This is a genomic window from Alicyclobacillus sp. SO9 (assembly GCF_016406125.1).
In the GTDB taxonomy this organism is placed as follows: domain Bacteria; phylum Bacillota; class Bacilli; order Alicyclobacillales; family Alicyclobacillaceae; genus SO9.
This window is the reverse complement of record NZ_CP066339.1, coordinates 2,032,367-2,055,392: the sequence shown is the minus strand read 5'-3', so window position 1 is coordinate 2,055,392 and position 23,026 is coordinate 2,032,367. Positions and strand designations below refer to the sequence as shown.

17 protein-coding genes are annotated in these 23,026 nt (G+C 51.2%); 2 read left to right on the top strand and 15 right to left on the bottom strand.

Going from position 1 to position 23,026, the window contains the following annotated elements; translation table 11 throughout:
• Window positions 1-182: 182 nt before the first annotated feature.
• Window positions 183-800, top strand: coding sequence for a class I SAM-dependent methyltransferase (locus GI364_RS09200; RefSeq protein WP_198853311.1), 618 nt, complete (start codon window positions 183-185; stop codon window positions 798-800).
• 192 nt (window positions 801-992) lie between these two features.
• Here GI364_RS09200 and GI364_RS09195 read toward each other — a convergent pair whose 3' ends face one another.
• The 10 genes from GI364_RS09195 to GI364_RS09150 all read right to left on the bottom strand — a co-directional run bounded on the left by GI364_RS09195 (window position 993) and on the right by GI364_RS09150 (window position 14,813).
• On the bottom strand, window positions 993-1,193 hold the full coding sequence (locus GI364_RS09195; protein WP_198853310.1) for a hypothetical protein: 201 nt from the start codon (window positions 1,191-1,193) through the stop codon (window positions 993-995).
• A 113-nt stretch (window positions 1,194-1,306) separates the two neighbouring features.
• Window positions 1,307-2,773, bottom strand: coding sequence for a sodium/proline symporter PutP (putP, locus tag GI364_RS09190; protein ID WP_198853309.1), 1,467 nt, complete (start codon window positions 2,771-2,773; stop codon window positions 1,307-1,309).
• Between the two features lie 298 nt (window positions 2,774-3,071).
• Window positions 3,072-6,776 carry an AAA family ATPase gene (locus GI364_RS09185; protein WP_198853308.1) on the bottom strand — a complete coding sequence of 1,235 codons (3,705 nt, stop codon included), beginning with the start codon at window positions 6,774-6,776 and terminating at the stop codon, window positions 3,072-3,074.
• The gene (locus GI364_RS09180) at window positions 6,773-8,143 is read right to left on the bottom strand and encodes an exonuclease SbcCD subunit D (RefSeq protein WP_198853307.1); all 1,371 of its coding nucleotides are present in this window, start codon (window positions 8,141-8,143) and stop codon (window positions 6,773-6,775) included. Before GI364_RS09180 ends, GI364_RS09185 begins: the two co-directional genes overlap by 4 nt.
• 313 nt (window positions 8,144-8,456) lie before the next feature.
• Complete coding sequence (locus tag GI364_RS09175; RefSeq protein WP_198853306.1) at window positions 8,457-9,680, bottom strand: S-adenosylmethionine:tRNA ribosyltransferase-isomerase; 1,224 nt, start codon at window positions 9,678-9,680, stop codon at window positions 8,457-8,459.
• Entirely contained in the window at window positions 9,677-10,438 is a 762-nt protein-coding gene (locus GI364_RS09170; RefSeq protein WP_198853305.1) for an SDR family NAD(P)-dependent oxidoreductase, read from the bottom strand. Before GI364_RS09170 ends, GI364_RS09175 begins: the two co-directional genes overlap by 4 nt.
• Window positions 10,439-10,858: 420 nt before the next feature.
• Window positions 10,859-11,410, bottom strand: coding sequence for a hypothetical protein (locus tag GI364_RS09165; RefSeq protein ID WP_198853304.1), 552 nt, complete (start codon window positions 11,408-11,410; stop codon window positions 10,859-10,861).
• Window positions 11,411-11,451: 41 nt separating this feature from the next.
• Complete coding sequence (locus GI364_RS09160; protein WP_304503175.1) at window positions 11,452-12,120, bottom strand: NADPH-dependent F420 reductase; 669 nt, start codon at window positions 12,118-12,120, stop codon at window positions 11,452-11,454.
• A gap of 45 nt (window positions 12,121-12,165) precedes the next feature.
• Window positions 12,166-13,857, bottom strand: coding sequence for a thiamine pyrophosphate-dependent enzyme (locus GI364_RS09155; RefSeq protein ID WP_198853302.1), 1,692 nt, complete (start codon window positions 13,855-13,857; stop codon window positions 12,166-12,168).
• Window positions 13,854-14,813, bottom strand: a complete 960-nt coding sequence (locus tag GI364_RS09150) for a 2-hydroxyacid dehydrogenase (protein ID WP_198853301.1) — start codon at window positions 14,811-14,813, stop codon at window positions 13,854-13,856. The genes GI364_RS09155 and GI364_RS09150 overlap by 4 nt, the downstream gene beginning before the upstream one ends.
• A 493-nt stretch (window positions 14,814-15,306) precedes the next feature.
• On the opposite strand from GI364_RS09150, the gene GI364_RS09145 reads away from it, so the two are divergent.
• Window positions 15,307-16,635, top strand: coding sequence for an MFS transporter (locus GI364_RS09145; RefSeq protein WP_198853300.1), 1,329 nt, complete (start codon window positions 15,307-15,309; stop codon window positions 16,633-16,635).
• Between the two features lie 120 nt (window positions 16,636-16,755).
• On the opposite strand, the gene GI364_RS09140 is transcribed toward GI364_RS09145, so the two are convergent.
• The 5 genes from GI364_RS09140 to GI364_RS09120 all read right to left on the bottom strand — a co-directional run bounded on the left by GI364_RS09140 (window position 16,756) and on the right by GI364_RS09120 (window position 23,003).
• On the bottom strand, window positions 16,756-18,423 hold the full coding sequence (locus tag GI364_RS09140) for a ribulokinase (RefSeq protein WP_370541840.1): 1,668 nt from the start codon (window positions 18,421-18,423) through the stop codon (window positions 16,756-16,758).
• 22 nt (window positions 18,424-18,445) lie between these two features.
• Window positions 18,446-20,233: an L-fucose isomerase gene (locus tag GI364_RS09135; RefSeq protein ID WP_233096079.1), complete on the bottom strand. Its 1,788-nt coding sequence runs from the start codon at window positions 20,231-20,233 to the stop codon at window positions 18,446-18,448.
• Between the two features lie 71 nt (window positions 20,234-20,304).
• The gene (locus GI364_RS09130) at window positions 20,305-21,192 is read right to left on the bottom strand and encodes a dihydrodipicolinate synthase family protein (protein ID WP_198853299.1); all 888 of its coding nucleotides are present in this window, start codon (window positions 21,190-21,192) and stop codon (window positions 20,305-20,307) included.
• A 15-nt stretch (window positions 21,193-21,207) separates the two neighbouring features.
• A complete protein-coding gene (locus GI364_RS09125; protein WP_198853298.1) occupies window positions 21,208-22,497 on the bottom strand; it encodes a TRAP transporter large permease in 1,290 nt (429 codons plus the stop codon).
• Entirely contained in the window at window positions 22,494-23,003 is a 510-nt protein-coding gene (locus GI364_RS09120) for a TRAP transporter small permease (protein ID WP_198853297.1), read from the bottom strand. Before GI364_RS09120 ends, GI364_RS09125 begins: the two co-directional genes overlap by 4 nt.
• Between the last annotated feature and the right edge of the window lie 23 nt (window positions 23,004-23,026).

Below are 23,026 nucleotides of genomic sequence, written 5' to 3'. Positions count from 1 at the left end.
CATCCGAACTGTCCATAAGCAGAGCTTTAGCGATAGTATCTGTTCGACAACCTCGCTGTTCTTTTGTTATCAAACTAGTGTACCATTCTCTTAGACGAAAGTGCCGGAGACGCATTGAGGTGACAGTCGCATGCGATTCACCAACCAAAAGCGAACGCCATTCAATACAAAGGAGCGAACAGATGGAAGACTTATCGTCACTGAAAGATGACTTAATAGCAGCCTATGACCGCCAAGCCAGCGAACGTGACCGGTCGGAGCGCCAAGCGTGGAAAATAGAAGAGCGCGATAAATTTCTCAATTTTATCAGAGCACACAGTTATCAGAGCCTGCTGGAAATTGGGTCCGGTCCAGGTCACGATGCAAAATTCTTTCAGAACGAGGGTCTGGAAGTGAATTGCGTAGACATGTCGCCAAACATGATTGTGTTGTGCAAAGCGAAGGGACTGAATGCGCAAGTAATGGATTTTTCACACCTGACATTTGCGGACAACTCATTTGATGCCCTGTGGGCACTGAATTGTCTTTTGCATATTCCAAAAAGCGAGCTGAGAACAGTCCTCAGCGGGATTCAACGTGTGCTGAAACCTGGCGGACTGTTCTACATGGGCGTATACGGTGGTCGTAATTCGGAAGGGGTACGGGAAGACGACAGGTGCGAACCAAAGCGGTTCTTTTCCTTCTTCACAGACGAGCGCTTAAAGCAGGTTCTAGCGGAGTTTTTCACGATTGTATCGTTCAACACTTTACCGCATTCCGACGTACTGAACTTCCAGTCGGTCGTAATGAAAAACGGCTGATAATGCCAAGAACGAGCAAAGTCAAGAACAAGGCGACAGTGCGGCCCAGGGCCCAAGATGCCCTGTCACCATGCCAGACTGTCGCCAAAAATGTTTCAAATACAGTTACATTTACAGATGTCAGTGTCGAAAACCGGCTTGCATTGTTCCCGCGTTTAGGACTCACCGTTTGAGGTTCGCCTCAATACTGCCCTACTTGAGTCGTCTGATTGTAGGCGGCGTGTTCTTCGGCGGTGTCGGCGGTTGATTGTGTCCCAAGGCCGCTTCCATATCGTCCGTGACCTGCTTTAATGCTCTATAACAGTCCTCATCTGACACAGAGGAATCCCAAATCACGTCAACATGCCCGTCTTCATATACAATGATATTCGTTACGTACCGTACATCACTCACGATGATAGCCCTCCCGGATTTCAATTAGACTAGGTCATTATGCTCCATAGAGTGTATCATGCAAGTGACAGTATCCACAAAATTGGCGCTAGAATTGGTCCATGGCTGTAAACCTATAAACCGAGCTTTGTTTCGACATCCTCGAATTTTTTGACAACAGTTCTGTCAGGTGCCGCAGTCATTAAACTGATGACGTAGACAGCAACGAGACTCATCGCAAATCCAGGCACCATTTCATACAAAGTTTTGGATAGACCGGCTTGAAGCCAGAGAATCACTGTTGATCCTCCAACCACCATGCCGGCTAGGGCCCCCCATTTTGTCATGCGCTTCCAGAAGAGACTGACAAGGATAACGGATCCAAAGGATGAACCAAATCCTGCCCAGGCGTGGCTGACGAGACTCAAAATTGTGTTGTTGGGATTGAGCGAGATTGCCAGAGCGATGACGGCCACAAGGAACACCGCAAGGCGGCCTATGAATACTAATTCCTTTTGGGATGCCTTTCTACGAAGAAACGTCTTATAGAAGTCTTCGGTCACTGCACTGGCTGTTACCAGAAGCTGTGAAGAAATTGTGCTCATAATGGCGGCAAGCATAGCGGCTAGAATGAAACCTGTAATAAGGGGATTAAACAGGATATTAGAAAATTGAACAAAAACGGTCTCAGGGTTTTGTAAAGGGCCGCCATGGTGCAGGAAATACGAAATACCAATGAGCCCGACAGCCGATGCACCTAAAAGTGTAGTAATCATCCAACCTATACCGATACGTCTGGCTGTTTTTAAATCTCCTACAGACTTAATAGCCATGAACCGAACAATGATGTGCGGCTGTCCGAAGTATCCTAGTCCCCAAGCCAGAAGACCTACAACACCAAGAAAAGAAGTACCAGTGAATAGGTTTAATAAAGACGGATTGACACTGTGGAGGTCGTGGATAATCGGCGGCAGGCTCCCAATATGCGTAAACGCGACGATGGGAACAAGAATGAGGGCGATGAACATAATCGCTCCTTGCACGAAGTCGGTCGTGCTGACTGCCAAAAAGCCGCCAAACATGGTGTAGATTAAAACCACTCCGCCGGTAATTACCAAGCCCAAGTTATAGTTTAGTCCGAAAGCGCTCTTGAAAAGAGTCCCGCCTGACACCATACCGGAGGACGTGTAGAAGATAAAGAAGACAAAAATCACAATACCGGATACCAGGCGTAACATACTCTTACCATCTTCAAAGCGATTTTCCAGATAGTCTGGAATGGTAATGGAATCATTGGCAAGTTCTGTGTAGATGCGCAACCTCGGCGCAAGTAACAAGTAATTGAAATAGGCGCCGATAGTAAGGCCAATGGGCAGCCATAGGCTTGAAATACCTGATAAATACATTGCCCCTGGCAACCCCATTACCAACCAACCGCTCATGTCAGACGCTCCAGCAGACAGGGCCGTCACCGCGGGGCCCAACTCCCGCCCGCCTAACATATAATCGGACAGGGTGGAAGTTCTCCTGTAAGACCAAACGCCGATGAGAATCATAGCAATCATATAAATACTTAATGATATCATCACTTCAGTTTTCATCTGATTCCCACTTTCACTTTTTAATTTTTTACCTTACTCTTGGCGCACCCCTCCTCATGTCAGCATGCGTTTCTCAGTAAGCACAAGCGCAAGTTTCGTGCCAACGCAAAACATTCCTTATTATCAGCTTATTTAGCTTCGGCATCTCGGTTCTTGAACACTACTGTGCATTACGCGTCTAGATGTCTTAACAGTTTTGTTTACCAATTATCTACTCATCTATCATTTCATCCCTTTTTACAGAGAGTTCAATTTGAGCAACGGCATCGAAAAGAAGACGGGACTGCTGAAAGCAGCCCTACGCCTTCTCCATGCGCACCACTGTCCCTCGTCCGGCTGGCAAAGCCGGCTCTACAATCAAGCGCCGCTGCATTCTCTGCCGTAACTCGGGGACATGGCTAATGAGACCGATGGACATCCGCTCCAGATTCAAGGATTCCATGGAGGAGATGACGACGTCGAGCAAATCGGGATCGAGCGTACCAAATCCTTCATCAAGGAAGAAGAATTCCAGCGGGTGCTCCCCGCGCAGCTGAATGTGAGAGGACAACGCCAAGGCCAGGGACAAGGAAGTGAGGAAAGTCTCGCCTCCAGACAGTGTGTTGACAGGTCGGGTCTGGCCACCATTGTGAATATCCCGCATCAAGAAATCTCCATCGTCATTGAAGGTCAACGCGTACCGTCCGTGTGTGAGATGGGCCAGCCGGTTTGAGGCCTGGCGTGCGACGAGCTCCATCTGCTCCTTCGCAACGTAGCGAACAAAGGCATTCCCTCTGAGCACTTTCGTAAGGACATCCAGCCGGCGAGCCAATCCATCCACTTCCAGGCGCTGCTGCTCTAGCTCCTGCCAGCGTGCTTTGCGCGTCAACAACGCACTGTAGCTTTCCTTGGCCGCCCCGTGGGCTTCTAGACAACGCCTATATACCGTATCCGCAGTCTTTGCATCCTGCTTCACGCGTTCCATTGCCTCTGCATCAACAGACCGACCGGCCAGCTTCGTCTCCAAGTCTTTGCTGCGCGTCTGGTATTCCTCGACGGTTTTGTCATACGTCTTTACGGTATTCGTGCGCTCTTGTACATCTCCCTCATCCAAGCGTGCATCACGCAGCGCGTCAACAGTCGCAAAGTTCGATTCGGATAGCGCATCCGTCAACTGCCGCTCATAGTTCCGCAGAGTGGCTGTCTTCTCTTCCACTGCTGCTTCAGCCTTTGTAACGGACTGGCTGGTCGTCGAATAGCCGTCCTCGGCAGATTTTACAAGGGTCTGTACGCGCTCCATCGTGGTTTTCAGTTCCTGCAGTTGCGATTCTACCTTCGTCATGGCGTCAGCCACCGACAATCCTCCCGTGTATCCCCGGAGTTGCTCAGTCTGTGCCGTGACCTTTTGCTGCAGAGCCGCGATGGTCGATTGAAGCTTTGTAACCTCCCGATCCGTTTGGCCGACTGCCTCCTCTTGTTCGCGCAGAGTACTCCGCAGTTGCGCAAGCTGTGGCGCCAACTTCTGCATAGTCTCCCTTGCTTCGCCCGCTAATTTATCATGATTTGCAGCTTCTGTGCGTGTGTTTTCAATGAGCCGCTTCAGCGTCTCATCTGCCGTTTCCGGTGCCGACTCCAACGCTGGCTCGACGTCCAGTTGGCGCAACACCTGAAAGAGCGTGTCTACAGCCTTTGTCTTTTCATCTGCGGCGGCTTCCACTTCCCTTTGCTGCACTGCGGCCTCACCTTGTGCAGTCTTTTCCCGAGTCTGTGCCAGACTGAGCTGATGCCGAGCCTCCTGCATCTGTTCCTTAAGGTTTGCTGCACGCTCCTCAACAGCTTGCTTCTCTTTCTCCCACTCCTGGTTTTGCTTCTGCAACCGAGACATCGACGCATCGAACGCCTTCAGGAACGATTCCCATTCCTGCTGTGTTGCTGGGACTTTACAAGACATCATTCTCTCAATGTCAGGAGTCCAGTATGCAGAGAGACCTGCCAGAACATCAGTCAGTTCCTGTTCCTTTTGTTTCAAGTTCTCTCTTCGAAACTCAAGCACTGACGCGGCCTGGGTCAACGCGATTTCTGCTTTGTGCAGTTCATCACTGTGTTGATTGTACGCCGCCTCTGTCAGCCTGAGAGCATTTGCCTGCTCTGTGGACCATCCGGCTTTTGTAGTTGCTTCGTCCCGATTCAAATGCGACGACAAATCCGGATGATCCGTTGCACCACAGACTGGACACGGCTCCCCGTTGCGCACACGCGCCTGCAACCGCCTAATCCACTCAAACTCATTGGTAGCCATGTATGTTTCATACTCCGATTGCAGTTTGTCCAACTCTTTTTTGCTGTTGTCACGGGTTTCTGTCAACGCGCCAACCCGTTCTGTTTCATCACTACACGTTTGTTCGGCTTCAGCAATTTGTCTACGGACCTCAGTCGCTTCCCCTGCCACTTTCGCGAGCGTCTCCAGCCGCGTTTCCGCCTGCGAACGCCACTGCAGAAAGTCCTGCAGCACCTGTATGCTAAAGGCGGGCGCGCTCTTTTCCAAACGGTCTGCTTCTGTTTGGACGGACCCTTCCTGAGCAACAAGCCTTTGCTCTTCATCAGACCACTTCTTCACTCCCGCCTGTGCCTTATCCCACTGCTGCTGTCGTACGATCAGCTTGTCCCGCGCATCCGTTTCCCGTCTCACTGCAGAAATCCAGACCTGCTCTGCAGTGCCCAGGTTGGAAAGGCGTTGCCGTCTTTCAGGTGAAATCCTGTGCAGGGTTTCTTGCTGTTGTGCGCCATCCATTTGCGCTTCGAGACCTGCTGCCTCATGTCTGGCCTTGTCCCGCATGTTGACCGCAGCTTGGTTCTGTCTTACAACCGTTTCGTATGCCTGCTTGGCTTTGTCCAGGTCGGCAGTGGATTTGCCCAGTTCTGTTTCGAGAGTCTTGGCCTCGTGCAGCAAAACCTTTTGTTTGTTCAGCTCTGGCTCCAGTTCTGCAGCTTGTTTTTCGACAGCATCGCGTTCCAAAACGGCCTTATCCAGCCTCTGTTTCGCCTCTTGTGCCGCAGTTCGGGCACCTTCCACCGCCTTTTGCGCAAGCTCTACGGCAGCCTCTGCCTCTTGCCAGCTCTGTACCTTCGGCCACAGGATGACAGCTTCGTCGTGTCGCTGTAAAGCCTGCCGAATGACCTCTATTTCGTCTGTTTTGTCATACAAGCCGTTCAACTCTGTTCTCATTCCGTCCAATTGCGTCATGAAATCACGGATTTGCTCAAAGTCTTTTAAACGGTTCTGAGCGGTACGCCAATTCTTATCAGCCTGCTCCAACTCACTCTTTCGTGTTTCCAGTACCCGTTCGGCCTCATTTACAGCTGCTTCCGACGCGTCTCCAAGCTCTCTTTGCGCAGTTTCTATGTTTTCTCTCTTCGCAGTGGTGTCCTTGGCCCGGCGGTTAGCCCTGTTTGACAGAGATTGTCCAAACTTCTCCAGGCCGAATAGCCGCTCCATCATTTCGTTTCGCGTCTTTCCGGTCAGTTGCAAAAACTCCGCGAACTTTCCCTGCGGCAGTACAACGGCTCTCGTAAAGTCATCTTGCTGCAAACCCACAATTCGGAGGACGGCTTGGTTGACCTCCCGCTGGTTTTCGGCAATCATGACCAGTCCATAATCGGTTTCACCCTGATGCTCAAGTTGCAACAGACGGCTGGACTGGTGTTGCACAGAATACTCCCCAGCCCCCCTTTTATAAACCCGCTCCACACGGTACCGTTTGCGGTCCAAAGCCAATCCGATTTCAAAGTCAAAAGCAATGTCCAGCTTCTTCTCCGCCTGATTGAGAATGCCTTGGGTGTGACGCCCCGCACGTTCCACGTTTCCGTAGAGGGCCAGTGTAATGGCATCCAGAATCGATGACTTCCCGCTCCCTGTTGGACCAAAAATACCGAACATACCAAGCTCAGTCAGTTGGCTAAAGTCAATTTCCTGCTGCTCACGGAAACTGTTCAAACCTGAAATCGTCAGTCTCATCGGCTTCATGCGCCAACCTCCTTGGAGTCCTCTGTTTTATGGCTATCGTCGGTTTTATCAGAGTGGCCCTGACGGGTGTCACCGTCATCACCTTGACCGTCATCTGCATTGGACGCGGCGTCCGCTTCTTCTTCCGCAACCAGACTGAGGAACAGTTCCACCAACTCGTCGTCCGCCTGAGCCCCGCCGGTGCGTTCTTCAAAGAACCTGCGAAACATCTCGTCAACAGACGGCCTGTCCCTGTTTTCCTCAGAGCTTGTTTCCGTGTCTCCGTCTGCAACCGGCAGTATCGGATGAATATGTACGAAACCTGGGTGCAAATCGCGTAAGTAATGAATGTTCTCCAAATCCAGCCCCGTCTGCACATGAACCTTCAGGTCAATCCAGGCGTTGCCGTCCCGTCCATCAGCTACCCACTGTTCTACTTGTGCAATCCCCTCGGTCGCATTCCATTCCACCAGCGGTTTACCGCTTTGTAATGAAACCTCCCGAATGGACACAGGCTGTCCGGGCAATGCGTCAATGAGGGTTACAGATTTTTTCTGGCCTTCCTCGGAAAAACTGTATGCAAGCGGCGATCCCGAATACCTCACAGGCACCTTAGCCCCCTTCACATCCTGGGGTCGATGCAAGTGGCCCAATGCAACGTAATGAGCTGCCTGTGGAAACACATCAGGTGAAACGGCGTATGCACCGCCAATTTGAATCTGTACTTCGGACTCGGATTCAATGCCGCCGTTCACATACAGATGACTCATCAAGAGATTGACCGTATCGTCCCGAAAATGACCCGCCAGTTCCTGAAACAACTCCCCAATGCGCTTGTTGTAACTCTGTTGCATTTGCTCTTCATCAAGCGTCTCTGACAGTACCTCATTGAGCCGCCCCTCGGACGGGTACGGAACCGCCGCAACGACCGCACTCTCCTTGCATCCGGGTATTTTGAGTTCGACGAACCCGACACCGCCGTCGACACGCTCAACCCGTTGTTCCAGTTCAGACACCCCCCTCTCTGTCGCTGTTTGCGACGTCAGCGCAACCGAGTCTTTTGGCAATCCCAGCAGCGTAATGCCTGCTTTGTCAGCCAACGGACCTGCCGCATTAATCCGCTGTGCATTGTCGTGGTTCCCGGCAATCACAACGACACCACGGGCACCGCCTGCGGACAGGCCGTCCAACGCCCGGTAAAACAACGCCTCCGCTTCAGCGCTCGGGTTGACAGTTTGGTAGACATCTCCTGCCATAAGAACGAGATCGACCGCTTCTTTTTCACATAGGGTTATCAACTCATCCACAAATTCAGCTTGTTCTGCTATTCGATTCCGGCCTTCCAGCGTCTTGCCGAAATGCCAATCTGCCGTGTGCAGTATCCGCATTCTTGTCGCCTCCGCCCAGTTTTTTGAGTTTCGTGCGTCCGTCTCAGCATGCAATTCAGTTTTAACCAGAGTAGTTATATACCCGTCCATGACACAACCTATTACAGAACAAATGTTCTATATTGTCCATTATCGCAAAAAGATGCAAATTGAAAAGGGTTGACAGGCATCAAAAAATAAGACACCGCCGCACCATGCAACACGGGTGTCTTATTTCAAGCCAAACGCCTTGGATGTGATTGACACGTTCCCATTTCACCCGGGAGTCACCCCCCGCTTTCCATTGTTGTTTCCCAGCACGTTGCGTACTGACTCACAGGATTAAAGAGATATCGCCAAACTCATGCCACAAGTACCCGTGGTCAGCCGCCACACGATAGGCCTGCCGCAGTGTATCCGGGAGGATAAAGGCATACATCAGTGCCAGGTGACTCGTATGGTTGTCGTGCATGCCCGTGACTAGGGAAGTCACTACCTTCGGTTTCGTCGACGGCGTGACAAGGTGCGTCGTCCAGCCTTGTTGTGGCATCACTTTCCCACTTGCATCCACGGAACTCTCGATTGCCCGAACTGCCGTCGTACCGACAGCGATAATGCGGTTGCCGTTGGCTTTTGCCCGGTTGATGACAGTGGCAGACTGTTCCGAAACCTGATACCATTCCGGCAAGACGGGATGCTGTGACAAATCTGTTTCGACTTCATGACTGGATACGCTGGTATGAAGGGTGATGGAAGCCACTTTGACGCCTCGCCGGGCAAGTTGGCGCAGAATAGGTTTGGTGAACGGGCGGCTTGCTGAGGGCATTTCCGACGATCCCGCTATTCTCGCAAAAATGGTCCTATAATCCCCCGCGGTGGTGTCTTGTTTGACGTAATCATACCGAATCGGCGATCCAATAGAAGGCGCAAGCTGATACAGGTCTTCATCCGCCTCCACTTCCCAGAGTCGACTGTTGGGATGAAACCTGCGGTTCACCCTGCAGCTTGCTGCAGGCCGTCCGTTCACGTCTCCGCCAAGGACGGTTATCGCTGTTCCTTCTGGCCAGAATCGGGCGTCCGCTTCACCATGTCCTCCCCGCCGTTCAATGAGAAAACGATTGGCGGAAAGCCTTGCGGCCAGGTGAATGAAATGATGTTGTCCCTGTGAGTGCACCGCCAGCCGAGCAGGAATGGTAGCCGACGAATTGACAACCAGGACGTCCCCCGCCTCGAGAAAGTCAGGCAAACTGCTGAACCGTGTGTCCTGAAGCCGTCCAGTGCTGCGATGAACCACCAGCATCTTTACGCTATCTCTGGCCAGACCACGAGCCTCTGCTGTTCGATCCGCCACATACTGCCCTACATCGATACCGAAGTCCAGGTCTTCCACCCGCAGTGATTCGATTCGACTGGATTCCATGCCATTCAATTTGATGCCACTTGACTCCATGCGACCTGACTCCATGCGACCTGATTCCATACCACTCAGTTCCATGCGACCTGATTCCATGCCACTTGATTCCATGCCACTTGATTCCATGCGAAGTGACGCCATCATTCATCCTCTCCCTTCAGCCCAGCCAACAGCGATTTGCCGTCATCATGATGCACCGACAACCGTGACCCTGACACGCTTGGCCAAGGCTCACCGGTTCGCAAGGGACGAAACAACGCCATCATGGCGCTGGCTGACATGGCTGGCGCCGGTAACCCGTTGTCAGCAGGCGCCGCGTCGTGGTGCATTTCTGTGTCCATGTCACCGGGATCGACAGAAACAACCTGCACATTTTTCTCCGCCAACTCCGACGCGAATGTCTTCGCAATCAAATCCAGCGCTGACTTACTGGCACCATACACACCCCAGCCTTCGTAGCCGCCGACAGCAGCATCACTGGAAATCGCCACCACAAGGGCACGGGGTTGTTCGAGGAGTATGGGCAATGCCTGCTGTGTCATCAGGACTGGAGCCACTGTATTGACTTCCAGCACCTGCCGCATATTGGCTGCCGTTGTGTTTTGCAGCACAGGCATCGGGACATCGCCAATACTCGATGCATTGTGCACCAAACCGTCGATGCGGCCGAATTCACGCTTGGTGGATTGCAGCCAATTTTCCGTTGCGGCAGCATCCGTCACATCCACCTGTTGCGCTAGAACCGGCCCATAGTCTGACAATGCACGGCCAGCCTCCTTCACTTCTTCCGTCCGTCTCGCACAAACGGATACTGCAAATCCGTCCTCAAGAAGGGCCTTTGCCAACGCATATCCGAGGCCGCGTGTACCTCCTGTGATAGCTATAACGGGTTTTTGTAACATTGAAAAAACCTCCATTCGCTGATGTCTGTCACCATCATAGGTCGATGCAGAACTCAGCGAATCCGGCGAAGGATGTACAGGGGAAAGCAGTGGGATAGGTCTTTCGTCGTAAGACCAGGTCTCGTTAATAAGGACTGAGCAGTGAGGCGGAGAGTCAGGGAGTCAGGGAGTCAGGGAGTCAGGGAGTCAGGGAGTCAGGGAGTCAGGGAGTCAGGAAGTTAGGAAGTTAGGAAGTTAGGAAGTTAGGAAGTTAGGAAGTTAGGAAGTTAGGAACTCGAATGATCACTATTGTTCGACGTGGGATGAGATTGGGATCTCAAAGATCCCTAATGTCGCATGGCCAAGATATTAGTGTCATGAAAGGACACTAATATCCATAGTGTTAGAGCGGAGCGGGGATGATAGGGATCAATGCGATCATTATTGTGATGGCCTTGTAGAAATAGTGAGCGAATCGATCCCTATTTTTTGGCGAGTAACGCGATAGGGAGCAAAAAGATCCTTAGCAAGTGGCAGCACCCGCCAAGCTCCAGCCACCACCAAGCGCCAGCAACCGCCAAGCGGCAGCCACCACCAAGCTCCAGCCACCACCAAGCTCCAGCCACCACCAAGCAGCAGCACCCACCAAGCAGCAGCACCCACCAAGCAGCAGCACCCGCCAAGCAGCAGCGTCCGCCAAGCAGCAGCGTCCACCAAGCGCCAGCAACCGCCAAGCAGCAGCGTCCGCCAAGCAGCAGGGACCAGCACACACGCGAAGACTGGGAGGCTGACTGCCCGCGACGGTTTCATCCACACGAAAACCATGCACCCAGCAACTGGTCTGCAGCCTTTGCTTGCACAGCACCCGTTGGAATCCGCTCCAGAAAAGTAGCAGATGGGCTGTTCTCTCTGAAAACAGCCCATCTGCTCATCATCCACGTGATGTCGACGATTCAATTCAAACGGATACCATGCCCCGCTATCCGGACTCAACTTTCATTTCCGACTTATTCGCATCTGGTGTCCATCGGGTGTCAGGCGCGCCAGTCACTCGTACGATGTGGACTGGCAGCCCGCAACGCCTCCCGTAAACCCTCAACGTCCGAATCAGCACCATAACAAGGCGATCCAGGTTGTTGACGCCAGGATTCATCCAGACCACCCGCGTCGACGGCGTCGAAGCCAAGTTCCTCGACTAATCCCATCACTTTTTGCTTGGCTGACACATCGTCTCCGGCCACAGGGAGTGCAATCCGTCCCGGTTCTCCTGCGGGAAGCCCGCGTTCCAGCAGGTGTTTGGCGTAAATGTTATTGAAGACTTTGATAACTGCATGGCCGAGGTGTTGTTCCACCCAACGACTTTCCGACAGCCCTTCTTCAATCTCGGAAATTTTCCCATCCCGTTGTCTTGGATAATAGTTTCCGGTATCAATCACTGCTGTGTCTGCCGGAACCTGTGCAAACAGGTCACCCGGTAGATTTGGTATGTTTTTCTCGGGAATCGTCACGACAATGACGTCGGCACCCTGAACCACTTCTTGGACGGTGCTAGGGAGCGCCCCAGTTTCTGATGCTAGTTCTCGTAAAGATTCTGGACCGCGTGAATTGGCTATCCTAACATCGTGATGAAGCTGAGTGAACCTGCGCGTTAATGCTCCACCGATGTTCCCTGTACCAATTATGGAAATTTTCATTGGATCCACCTCTTTCTCTTATCAAGTAAAAACTTCTGCGTTATGCGAGTCAAACTACATCAGAGAGATATCCTCGGAGCTTACCGCAACATCCAACAGGAACGGTTTTACGGCAGATTGGCCACTTTGAGCGCCTGCGTCGCCTGCCGCATCTCCTTCATCAAAGCGCCAACCGTCGTTAAGTGCCGACTCAAGTGCCGACTCGAGCGCTGCCGCCGTATCGATACGAGATGCAGACACACCGAATCCTTCCGCAATCTTCACCAGATTCAGCCCCGGGAGTTCAATCCCTGGAATCGTCGATTCAAGACTCGGATAGAGCATTTTCCCAAATCCATTCAAGATGGCATAGCGCTGATTGTTCAGCACAATCACGCCCACTGGGAGGTTCAGACGCGCCAGCGTCCAAAGTGCCTGAATACCATAGAGGCTGGCGCCGTCTCCGACAATCGCCACCACCTTCTGTCCCGGTCTTGCCAGAGCCGCACCAATTGCTGCAGGAATGCCCCAGCCCAAACCGCCGGTAGAAGCACTGAAATACTGTGCACTTTGGAATACATTGACATACTCCCGCACCAACGGACTCGCAGAAATTCCTTCATCAATCACTACCGTATCTTTCGCAACCATTCGTGACACAGTCCCAAGGACGAAAGCTGCGCCCAGCTTCTGTTTCGAGCGAATGGCAGCTGATTTCCGCTGGGCTCTGCGAGCCGCAGACGCGTTCGGTCTTGTGTGGTTCGCTTCCACAACCTGGTTTGCCAAAGCCGCGATGGCTCCTTTGACTGGATACTGAAAGGTATGTTGTGCCAGAGAAGCTGACAGGTTCACATCAATGTCGTCAATGTGGTACACCTGCATCGGCAACCCGCGAGGACCAGGCAAGTACGGATAGGTCAGAAATACAGGAGCGCCAATCACCACCACGACATCGTATCGCCCGAGGGTTTGCAAAATCAGTGGCAAGACAGGTTGCAACATTCCCTCATACAGCGGGTGCTGGTTGGGAAACCCCATGCGTTCCGCAAGCGGTGCTCCATAAACGGGACACTGCAGGCGCTCCGCTAATGCAACAGCCTCTGCAAACGCATCGCTGCGAGCCACTCCGCCCCCCAGTACCAAGGCAGGTGATGTCGCTTCTGACAATGCCTCCGCCACTGAGCTGAGAAATTCAGGATTGACAGTCGTCCGTGTGTAAGTGTAAGACTGCCGGATTGGAAGTTTTGTTGCAGGCCCATCCCAGAGGTTCATGGGAATCGACAGCAAGACGGGTCCAGCCGGCGCTGCCTCTGCAAAGTGCCAGGCTCGCTCCAGGGCCGGGACGACATCTGCCGCTTCCTTCACCTCGTACGCCCACTTCACCACAGGTTGCCCGAGGGAGACCATGTCGCCGTACAAAAGCGGATTCAGAATCTGGTGCCTTGTGTCCTCTTGTCCGACCGTCACCACCATGGGTGCGTGGTTATGCAGGGCTGTCCTGAGCGATCCCATTGCATTCCCGAGCCCCTGCGCTGCATGCAGGTTCACCAGTGCAGGCATGCCTGTTGTCTGTGCGTACACGTCTGCCATAGCGACAACGACGCTCTCCTGCAAGCCAAGCACATACTCCACCGATTTTGGCCAGTCGACCAGCATCGGTAGTTCAGTCGATCCCGGGTTGCCAAACATCCGCGAAATCCCTCTGTCAGTGAGCCACTGATGAAATGCATCTCTTGCGTTCATACGTCCGCCTGGATTTGTGCTCATGCATCCACCACCACATCTTCGAGTGACCTGCCATCCATAAATCGAAGCACGTTTTGCAGAGCGCGCGCAGCAATTTGCTCTTGAGCCTGCCGGGTGGTTCCCGCTCCGTGCGGGGTCAGCAGTACATTTGGCAGGCTAAACAACGGGTTATCCGGGTTTGGCGGCTCTGGTGAAAACACATCAAGGGCAGCCCCGCGCAGATGGGAATGAAGTGCCTCAACGAGAGCTCCTTCATCCACCAACTCAGATCTCGCTGCATTGATGAGAACACTGCCGGGCTGCATGAGGGCTAATGCATCACTATTGATAAAATGATAGGTTTCCTCTGTAAAAGGAAGATGTAATGTGACTGCATCGCTGATGGAGAGCAAATCCGATTTTTCAACGTAGCTGACGCCGAGTTCTGCTTCCTCTGCCTCAGTGAGCCGAACAACATCCGTGTACACAATTCCGACAGCAAAAGGCAGCAACCGGCGAGCCAATTCCCGGCCGATTCTGCCCATACCCACAATGCCAATGGTTTTCCCTGTCAAATCTTCTGCTTGATTGAACCACTGCGACAGCGGCCACTGTCCGTTTTGGATAGCTGTGTGGCTGGCGACAATCGGTCGATACAAACACAGCAGCGACATGATGACATGCTCAGCGACGCTCACGGAGTTTGCACCAGCTACATCGGCCACAACAACCCCCTGTGCTTTGGCCGCGTCTAAATCAATATGATTTACCCCTACACCCAAGACCTGAATGAACCGCAAGTTTTTTGCTTGTGCCAAGTTTCCTGCCGTCACGGGCACAAAGGCGTTTGACATCAGGATGTCCGCCTCCGGCAGACGACGATTCTGCTCCTGTGCAGTGGAAGCAACTTCAATTTCGTGCCCCATGAACAAGCCGGCCATTTGCTGCGCCTGTTCAAGAGCCGCTTCACTCGGTGGAACGACAACAAGAATACGCAAGACACCATCCCCTTCCGATGAAAAAAATTCCGACAGCTGAGCGAATTTTCCCGTCAACAGCCGCAGCAATTACGGAAAACGAGAGCGCTTTCCACGCCGCTCACCAACGTCATCAACCAACCGATTGGTCGACTGCTCTCGCAACCTGCACGTCCCAGAGCCGCTCAAATCACATTTTTCTATTTGCCATTACGTCAACTATAGCAGACAACAGACGTGAATGATGAGAGATATGTCAAAGTTTTCGAAATTAAGTATCGTACTATTCTTCACTAGTCTTCGGCGCATTGTAAACCTGTCTGATGAATAGATATGAGAACAGGTCAATGGTAATGGAAGGTCACAGAAACCGATTTCACACATCTCATAATGTTCACTTTTTTGTTACAACTATCGGCTCAACCGCGCCCAATTCTAGGAATAGTATGTAAAAATACCTCTATGCATTAAATCATATTCCAAAGTAGGGGAACATTTTCAAAGGAGGGAAACAATGAAAACGGCTACAAAATACCGCTGGGCCATCATTAGTCTGTTATTTGCTATCACCATTATTAACTACATTGATAGGTCGGCTATTTCGTACGCCATCCCGGACATCTCAAAGCTGTTTCACTTAAATGCTGCTCAATCCGGGATGATTCTCGGCGCCTTTGGCGTTGGTTACATGATTATGACATTCTTTGGCGGCATTTGGGTCGATCGTTCCGGTGCACGCAGTGTTCTTCTCATCTCATCGCTCTTATGGTCCTTATCCATTGGCCTCACAGGCCTTGCCGTCAGTTTTACGATGATTTACGTCATGCGCATTCTTCTTGGCGTAGCTGAAGGTCCGAATTTTCCCGCTATCAACCGAGCTGTTGGTGACTGGCTGCACAAAAACGAACGCGCAATTGCGCTGTCAAACTCTCTCGTCGCCGTTCCGCTGGCGCTTGCTATTGGTGCGCCGATTGTTACCGGATTGATTCTAAAGACTTCCTGGCGCGGTATGTTTATCATTCTCGGAATTCTAGGTCTCATTTGGGTACCGCTCTGGTTCTTCCTCTTTCGAGACTTTCCAGAACACAGTAAACATGTCAATGAAGCCGAACTAAAGCACATCCGCGAGGGACAACTCCAAAGCCGGCAATTAGACGCGAAAACCATGCGTCGCAAGCAGTCCCACAGTGTAAGAGGATTGTGGAAGTTCCTGTTTTCCAATCCAACTTTGCTTGCCAACGACTGGTCGTTTTTTGTATTTGGCTACTACCTGTTCTTCTTTATGACCTGGCTGCCGTCGTTTCTGAGCGATCAATACCATTTAGACTTGACGTCCATTGGACTGTTCAGCATTCTCCCATGGTTACTGGCAGCTATTCTTTTGTGGGCTGTTGGATACTTGTCTGATGCGATTTTGAAGAAGACGGGAAGCTTGCGAAAAGCTCGCTCGCACCCCATCTGGATTTCGCAATTGCTGGCGGCCGCATGCATCATTCCTGTCATTTACACCCACAATCTCGCTGTTACGCTCATCTTTGTCTCTCTGGCGGTTGCCTTCGGCATGAGTGCGAACTCGACTTTTTACGCAATCAACGTCGATGTAGCCCGAGAAAGAACCGGAACGGCTCTCGGAGTGATGGACACGTTCTTTGCAATTGCCGGCTTTGTCGCGCCAACCATTACAGGCTGGGTGGTGACCTCAACCGGCAGCTTCCGAGGAGCATTTTGGCTGCTGGCCATTCTCGCTATTAGCTCGGTACTGGCCGTTATCTTCTTTCATCGCCCTGACCATTCACGGCAGCTTGCCCGTGTTGAAGCGCAGGAAGACCAGCAGTCTCTGTAATTGTCACTGCAATTTGACGGTCACTGCAATTTAATCGTCACCCCAATTTGAAGGTCACCGCAGAGTGAAGAAAACAGGGGTGTGAAAACCCCTGTTTTTAATAGGCTTGTGATGCTAGACTTAGGACTTGCGTGTCAATTCTCTGAGTTTGCGCAGCCGATGCATGAGTTCTGGTGAACCCTGTCCAAAGGTGTCGTGCAGAACACAATACACCTCGTATAGTTCATTGTATCTCTCGACATTCTTCTGAATCGGATGAAATTCCACAACCCTGTGCGGACTCATCTGATGAATAGCCTCTGTGACAGAGTCGTATCCGCCAAGTTTCAACCCAGCACTGGCTGCCGCCAAAATGGCGGCACCAAGTGCGGTAGATTCATCCACCGCTGGTGTTGAAATCTTTCGACCTGTCACGTCTGCGTATATTTGCATCAGCATTTTGTTCTTTCCGGGAAGTCCTCCACATGCAACAAGTTTGTTAATCTCAACACCAGATTCAACAAAACGTTCTACGATTTTTCGAGTTCCAAAAGCGGTTGCTTCAATTAAAGCTCGATACATCTCCTCAGTTTTTGTACTAAGAGTGAGCCCAACCATCATGCCGCTTAGATGAGCATCACCCAAGATCGATCGATTCCCATTCCACCAGTCCAATGCAACAAGACCTGACTCACCAGGGGTCAAATCACTGGCCTTCGTTTCCAGCAAGTCAAAGACACTCATTTTATTTGCCCGTGCGTGTTCAATGTAGGAGTCCGGCACCATATTTTCAAGGAACCAATTAAAGATATCCCCAACCGCTGCCTGCCCAGCCTCATAGCCATAGAAGGAGGGCAAAATACCGTCTTTGACGACCCCAGTTATGCCTTCCACCATATGCAGTTCTTCAGACAACACCATATGACAAGTTGAAGTCCCCATAGCTAGTACCATGGTCCCAGGCTGCGCGACTCCTGCACCCGGCACCGCTGCAAAAGCATCAACTGCCGCTGCAGCAACCGGTATGCCAGGACAGAGTCCCGTCGCTTGTGCCAAGGATTCAACCAGATGGCCCGCTACACTTCCCACAGGAACGACTTTTCCACGCAGTTTTGTGCACATAATATGTTGCAACCTCGGGTCCAACTCTGCAAAAAACTCCGAATCGGGTGGGCCGGTTTCAGTCCACATGGCTTTAAATCCGGCTGCACTCCTGTTACGGACAAAATTTCCGGTCAGTTGAGCTGTCACCCAGTCCCCGGCCTCCACAAATCGGTTGGATGCCTCATAGACTTTGGGGTCTGAACGCAGCACTTGCAAAATCTTCGGGATCATCCACTCTGTTGATATCGCGCCGCCGTATAACGGGAGAAATGACTCCTGACGGGCTGCAGCTAGTTGCGTCACATCCTGTGCTTCCTCTGCAGCTGAATGATGCTTCCACAGTTTGGGCCAACTATGGGGACGGTGTTCGAACATCGGCAGTAAACACAAAGGGGCACCCTCAGCGTTAACGGGTAACATCGTGCACGACGTGAAATCAATCCCAATCCCGATTACTGTCTCGGGCGACACCTTACTTATTTGCAGTACTTTAGGAATCGACGTTTTCAAGACCGTCAAATAGTCCTCAGGGTGTTGCAGCGCCCAATTGTCTCCCAGTTGCTCGCCAGTTGGCAACACTTCATCCAATACGCCGTGTGGATAGGGCGTCACATGTGCCGCCAGTATCGCACCGCTTCTAACATCTACCACCACCGCCCGTCCCGACTCCGTTCCAAAGTCCACCCCAATTACAGTCTTTTGCACTGAGAATCCCCCTCCATCAAGCTCAGACATAAATTGGGCCATATGTCCTACATGCCCGGTAGTCGGCTGATTCTGGGTCATTTGTACCAAATTGACTCCAGACTGAAGGGCGAAATACGTCTGCATCGGGTATGTTGTGCATGTTCACGGGTATTCTCAGCATCGAAGCCAGTGTCAGTAAGTCTGCACCAACGTGTCCATAACTGACGGCGCAATGATTGGAGCCCCAATTGTTCATCACAGAGTAGACATCACGAAAGGCTCCTTCTCCCGTCAGTCTGGGAACAAACCACGTTGCGGGCCAAGTCGGGTTTGTTCTTTCATCCAACACTCTGTGCATATCCTCTGGCAACTCAACGGTGTAACCTTCAACCAGTTGTAAGACTGGCCCTAAATCTTTAACCACGTTAATTCGAGCCATCGTAACGGGCATTCCGCCTCGGCTCACATATCGAGAAGAGAAGCCTCCTCCTCGAAAGAAATCAACCGCTGGACACCACGAAGTAGCTTCCAAACACGCTTTCACATCGGTCTCGGAGACCTCCCACCAAGGTTTCATGACAGGAGTACCGTCTACTGTCTGTTGCCCACTTCCATCAAGCGCAGCTGAACCGGAATTGGTTAAGTGGATTACGCCTCCTTCTGCCATCCCAGTGGGTTTCTTGCCAACTACTCTTTCGATTGCCTCCGGGCTCCAATAGGTACGTACATCCGCAAAAATTTGGGCACGATTTGTTAATAAAGATCCAAACAGCATCGTTGCAGCATTCAGCGAGTCGTTCTCTGTCGCCAGCATATAAGGCAATCGCGTTCCATTCCAATCAAATGAACTTGTCAGAATGGCTTCTGCAAAATCTCCGTTTGGATACTGGTCCGTCCAAGCCCGCTGTCCTTGAAACCCAGCGGCAATCGCACTGTGTCCAAGAGCTTCTTCTCCGTAACCCATGTCGTCAAGCACGGGGTTGCCAATCATGAGATCACGGATAATAAGTGTCATCTTGACAACGGTTTCCCAGTCCTCGTCCTTTTGTAGTCTTGAACGCTGCACTTCGGGGGGATTGACATCGACTCCTTCTTTGCAGTATTCATGCACCCACTCCAGGGCAGTTTGAAACTCCGCCTTGTCATATATTTCTCCATCTATCCGGCGAAGGAGTTCTGTCATGTCTACATATTCGTTACGCATACCTAAGTAAGACTGAAAGAAGTCCTCTTGAGGAATGCAGCCGGCGATGCCCATGGCAACCGTTCCGATGGAAAGATAAGATTTGTTGCGCATCAAAGCAACCGCCAAAGCAGACCGCCCAAAGCGAAGTAATTTGTCTTCTACATCTGACTCAATTGATGTGTCACCCATGTCCTGTACATTGTGCCCATATATTGAGAAGACCGGTAACCCCTTTTGGTTATGGGCAGCCTGAACCGCAGCAAGATAGACTGCTCCTGGTCGTTCTGTGCCGTTGAACCCCCACACGGCTTTCGGCAGAATCGGGTCTTGATCCATCGTCTCCGTCGGATAACACCAAGAAGGTGTAACAGTTAACGTCGCACCGACATTTAGAGCCGCAAATTGTCGGTTCGCGGCAACCGCTTCCGTAATGCCCCCAATGCAGGTATCGGCTATCACCACCTGAACCGGCTGACCGTTTGGATAGCGTAGGTGATTTCTAAAAAGTTCTGCAGCCGATCTCGCTAAATTCATGGTGACCTCTTCCAGTGACTCTCGAATTCCTCCGCGTCGGCCATCCACTACGGGTCTGATACCTATCTTTGGATACGTTTCATCCATCATTGCGTTTGTGTTCCCCATGTCTTGTGCCTCCCAATCATGCTGACGTCATTTGTAGCTGTTTATGGACTATTAAATCTCTAGCTCTGTAACTAACTCTGTAAAGCGAACTCATCAACGAATGCAGCTAATGCCCGTTCTGCTTCCTTCGTCAGCTCAATGGGCCAACGAGTGGCGGGACTTATATCGATGCCGCGAGCGCGGGCAAGAAACTTGCCCGTGGCCGGGTAGCCCAAGCGCAACAACATATCCAGCTGTAAGAGTTTTGAATAAAGGTCGCCTCTTGCTGAGAGGTCATGGCGCCGTTGCCATAATTCCACCACCCAGTCTGCACAGCAACTGCTCACCACGGCCATGATTCCTTCTACACCAACGTCGAGTGAGTCCAACAAAAAAGGAATGTTTGCTTGAAAAACAGTTGCATCGTAGCCTGAAATGCTTTTGATTTTCTCTGAAATCCCCTCTAGCGTACAGGTCGTATCTTTGATTCCCCGCAGGCCTGTACGCTTCACCAAAGAGGAGAAGGTTTCCGCTGACACTATATGGGGTGCGGTTTGCGGCCACTCATAAATCAACACGGGAACCGATGACAGCTCAATGAGTTCCGAAAAATACTCCTCTAACTGCGACGCATCTATGCCCAGCCCAAGGGGCGGAACAAGAACAATTCCTGACACACCGGTTTCAATCATCTCTTGAATTTCTTCCTTATGCATCTGTCTGTCGTCATCCAAATTTGCCGTGGCGATAACCGGGAGATTCCCAGCTCGCTTAACGGCTCTTTTTGCCAACTCCATGCGTTCTGAACGAAGCAGCCACTTCATTTCACTTGTTCCACAAACAGCAAACAGGCCGTTTGGTTGAAATGCCAGCTGCCACTCGACGTACTTCTCATAGGTATCCCAGTCAATCTTCTTGTCAGACTGAAAAGGCGTTAGCAGCAGAGAATAGACTCCATTGAAAGTCCCTGAAGTGTTCATGACACTCCTCCTCACTTATTTTGCTATCGCGTGATTTGGCAGCCAAGTCACGGTAGCTGGTATATAGGTAACCACAATCAAAACGATAATCATGGCGATTAATTGCGGCCATATCTCCCTGATTACATCCCGCAACGGTGTTTCCGAAACAGCCGACGTGATATAGAGCAGAGGTCCGTAAGGGGGTGTGGAAAGACCTATCATCATATTCAGGACAATCATCACACCAAAGTGAATCAGCGAGATATGAAATTGTTCTACGAGCGGAAGAACGATGGGCACAAAAACCAGTGTGATAACCGAGGTGTCCAAGACCATTCCCAGCAAAAGAAACACAATGTTGATGACCAAGAGAAACAAATACTTGTTATCTGAAACACCCAACATCAGATGGGCTACCACATTTGGCAATTGCTGCTGAGCGACGATGAACGAAAACATGTATGCGCCAGCCACGAGCATGGTCAACATGCCAGTCATTCGGACTGTATCAACCAACAGTTCGTAGGTCTCTTTCCAACCTATGACACGATAGACAAGAACTCCGAGAATCAAGGCGTACAGACCGGCGACAGCCCCAGAACCCGTCGCTGTCATGGCCCCTGAATAGATACCGCCAAGAAGAATGACTGGAGTCAAGAGCGCTGGAAATGCCTTGAATGTACTGACAAAAAACTCTCGCAAAGTAAAGGACTCACCCTTTGGATATCCTCTGCGATAAGATATAAAAACCACATAGACCATTAAAGCGATGCCAAAGAGAACCCCAGGGACAACGCCGCCAAGAAACAGTTGTCCGATAGACGCGCCGGAGAGTAACGCAAACCATATCATTGGAATACTCGGCGGAATAATGGTTCCTAACGTAGAAGCAGATGCTGCGATTGCACAGCTGAATCCGCCGTCATAACCCATCTTTTTCATCGTCGAAATTTCCATCTTTCCAAGACCAGCCGCCTCAGCTGTCGATGAGCCCGTCATGCCGGAGTAAATCATCGAGTCAATCACAGTTACATGTCCTAAGCCGCCGCGGTACTTGGCAATGAACGAATTGACCCATGTAAAAATGCGATCGGTGATTTCTCCTCGATTAAAGACGTTAGCTGTGAAGACAAATAGCGGCACTGCAATAATGACCCTCTGTGTGTATAATTTACTGACAATATTCTCCGCCATCAGACCCACATCTTGGCCTGTTGCCAACAAATAAAACACACCCGTCAACATCAGCCCTAAACCTAAAGGCATACGAACGATGAACATTAATACAAAAAGAACCAGGGGAATGGCAAAGTACCAGGTCATGTCTGCTGTCCCTCCCTCAGAAGTGTTTCACGGTGATGAAACATAGAGCGAATGTCCTGCCAAAGGTCAATCAGAGAGTAAATAGATACGGTGAGGCAGAACAAGGCAAAGGGAGCGTACACCACATTAAAGGGAATCTGAAAATCCGGTGTCTGTTGGGTGTGCATGAATTGGATATAGTGATATGTCGGATACAGCGCGATGCTAAATCCAACGAACATCAAACCGTTTGAGACAAGGCGTGCAATTCGCTGAACTCTCGGAGACATCAAATCATACACCACGTCAAAGGCAATGTGACTGCGAGTACGCATCGCGTAGACTGCGCCAAAGAGGGCTGCCCAAAGAAATCCTATCGACGAGACCTCGAAGGGCCAAGTCAGTGGATTGTCCAGAACATACCGATAAAAAATCCCGACAATAAACGCACAGAACATCACGGAAAATGAAATAACGGGAATATAAATTTCCACAATGTTTCTTAAGACTTTCAGAGTCTGAAGCACACTTACACCCCCACGCAGGGCGG